This is a genomic window from Runella sp. (assembly GCF_027484545.1).
Taxonomy (GTDB): Bacteria; Bacteroidota; Bacteroidia; order Cytophagales; family Spirosomataceae; genus Runella.
In genome coordinates, this window is sequence record NZ_JAIXST010000036.1 from 1 (window position 1) to 3,184 (window position 3,184).

A 3,184-nucleotide genomic window follows, 5' to 3' on the forward strand; every position below is an offset into this window, starting at 1 on the left:
CGGGCGACCCCGTTGATGTTTGGATAAAAACAGGATATAGATCCTGCTCAACAACTGGAAAGTAAACTTACCAATTTCTTGGTTTTGTTACATCACACAAATCTAAAGGCGGCCCCGTGTGAACTATTGGTTGTATCACTAAAAATTTAGTTAAACAGTTTGCAAAACTAAAATTTTAGTTTTTACTTTGTATCACTTTACATAACCTACTTTTAAAAATAATGCGCGAACTCACAAAAGCAGAAGAAGAAATCATGCAAATCCTGTGGGATTTGGAAAAAGGCGTCGTTTGGGACGTTATTGAGCATTTGCCCGAACCCAAACCGGCCTACAATACCGTTTCAACCTTTATCCGAATTTTGGAACAAAAGGGCTTCATAGATCACCGTGCCATCAGCGGGAAAACCTACGAATATTTTACGATAGTGACCAAAGAAGACTACCGCGCTCACGAAGCCAACAAACTGGTCAACAATTATTTTGAAGGCTCTTTAAAAGAACTGGTTTCTTTTTTTGTTCAGGACAAAAACCTAAGCCTCAACGATGCCGACGAAATCATCAAGATGTTACAAAAAGGTCAACAATAAGTATTCCAAAGGCTCTTAACCTACTAAAACACATGGAACTCTTCATTTATCTTGGAAAAGCCGGGGCAGGGATGATAGCCCTGTATGTAGTGTATTGGCTGTGGTTGCGCAAGCATACCTACTTTGCTTTCAATCGTTTTTACCTGTTAACAGCTCTCTTGATTTCGTTGGGAGCACCCTTTGTTGTATTGCCCGAGAAAGCCCCGGAAGCTCTTCCGATGGCAGAATTTACGATGGAACCCACGACCGTCGTATTTCAACCGGAAGCAGCACCTTTGATTTCAACCGAGGAGATTCTACTGTTAGTTTACGCGTTGGGGGCTTTGGTCTTGTTGGTACGGTTAGGAGTTCGCCTGTGGCAAATCAGGAAGACCATCCGTTCGGGGGAGCGCTTGCGTTCGGGCAAATACATTCTGGTGCGTGCTTCCAACGAAAACGTCTCTTCCTTTTCATTCCTGAACTATTTGGTAGTGAGTCAAAAAGATGCAGACTCGTACGGGGAGGTAGTGCTTCGGCATGAGTTAGCGCATATTCGTCAGCGGCACAGTTGGGATTTGCTGTGGATAGAGTTCGTGCACGTTTTTATGTGGTTCAATCCGATTTTGATTTTCTTCAAACGTTCGCTTAAAGAAATCCATGAGTTCATCGCCGATGAGCAAGCGACCAACGGCGACCGTTTTACGTATGCCCGTACGTTGGCAGGGTACGCCTTCGGAGTGTCTCCGCAGGTATTAACCAATAATTTTTTCGATGTTTCACAGCTTAAAAACAGAATAGCCATGTTAACAAAAAATCGCAGTTCGCGTTGGGTATTAGGTCGATATTTGCTGGCTTTGCCGGTCGTGATAGGACTTGTTGTACTCGTAGCCGCCCGCAGTGCCGAGCCCGAAGCACATATTTTGGAACAGCCCGCTGATGAACCCACGGAAAAAAGTTCTGTGCTTGCTAATGCCGAATCTACAACGCTCATCTTAGAACAAACCGCCGAAGAAATTACCGTAAATGGGCGTGTATTTACTTCTGATGGCAAAGGTTTGCCAGGGGTAGCCATTGTGATTGCCAATACAAATAGCGGTACCATCACTGACTTGGACGGTAATTATCTCATTAAAGTGGCACGTGGTAAGCAGTTGGTGTTTTCGTTTGTAGGTTATAAAACGCAAGTAATAGACGCTACTCAAAACGAACAAAACGTAATTATGATACCCGAACCAAAAGAGTTAGGCGAAATAGTAATTGTTGCCTATGGCAACGAGCCTGCAAAAAGAGAGGCAGTAGAAGAAATTACGAATCCTATTAAAAAGGGAGAGATTTTTACAGTAGTAGAACAAAATCCTGAATTCCCAGGAGGAATGAGCGAATTAGGCCGTTATTTAGGTCGAAATATCAGGTATCCTGTCCCAGCCAGACGTGCCAATGTGGAAGGAAAGGTTTTTGTACTGTTTGTAGTGAGTAAGGATGGAGATATACGTAGCCCCAAAATCACAAAAGGGATTGGTTTTGGCTGTGACGAAGAAGCTCTACGTGTGGTTCTGGGTATGCCCAGATGGATACCTGGTAAACAAAATGGCAAAGAAGTAAACGTGGAGTATAGTTTACCAATTAAGTTTGTGTTGGAGAAACAATCTTTTGTTTCATCCAACGGCGACAAAAGCCCCGAATTTCCGGGTGGCACACCTGCACTGAATCAATATTTTGCTACAAATTTGAAATATCCCACTGCTGCTGCAAGAGCGCACGTAGAAGGAATTGTGTTGGTAGGTTTTACGGTTACAAAAGAAGGAGCCATCAAAGATATTGTGATAGACAAAGGAATTGGTTTTGGATGCGATGCTGAGGCGATAAAGTTAGTTTCAAAAATGCCTAATTGGAATCCAGCCGTAAAAGACAGCCAGCCAGTAGATGCAAAATTTGCGTTGCCTGTTTCGTTTGTGTTGGAGAAAAAAACGGAAATTAAGACAGAGACTTTCGGCATAGAAAGAATGAATGATACAAAAGTGGATATGAAAGTGGGGGATAAGAAAGAGAATGCGATTCTTAACGGAGGGATAAAAATCCATGACTCCAAAGGATTATTTACTACAAAGCCTTTATTTATTCTTGATGGTAAAGAAATAACTAATGAACAATTTGAGAAAGCTATTGCTCCCGAAGATATTGACAACATCAGTGTTTTGAAAAATGAGTCAGCTACTGCTATACATGGGGAGAAAGGGAAATATGGGGTGGTATATATTACGTCTAAAAAAGCGGCCGCTGCCAAGAAAGAAGCTGCTCAAAAACCCACTGCCACTGATGCCTTGTGGCTATTGGATGGAAAAGAGATGGCAAAAGAGCAAATTCAGAAATTGAGTCCCGACAGCATCCAAAGTATGAATGTTTTGAAAGGAGAGGAGGCCACAAAAAAATACGGAGAAAAAGGAAAAAATGGTGTCATTGAGATAACAACGAAGAAAAACTAATCCATACAGCCAATTTGTTGGGGGTAGGACAAGTTAGTTATAAATCTCAAAAATAGCGATATTTGGTTTATGAACACAGAAGAGCAAGAGTTTTACGCCCTTTATGCTAAATTTTCAGCATGGAAAACGAGTCAG

At 42.1% G+C, this 3,184-nt stretch carries 2 protein-coding genes; both read left to right on the forward strand.

Annotated features, from left to right (window positions below; translation table 11 throughout):
* Window positions 1-221 precede the first annotated feature (221 nt).
* Complete coding sequence (locus Q0081_RS03390) at window positions 222-587, forward strand: BlaI/MecI/CopY family transcriptional regulator (protein WP_298349298.1); 366 nt, start codon at window positions 222-224, stop codon at window positions 585-587.
* Between the two features lie 32 nt (window positions 588-619).
* Entirely contained in the window at window positions 620-3,049 is a 2,430-nt protein-coding gene (locus Q0081_RS03395) for a TonB family protein (RefSeq protein ID WP_298349301.1), read from the forward strand.
* The last annotated feature ends 135 nt before the right edge of the window (window positions 3,050-3,184 follow it).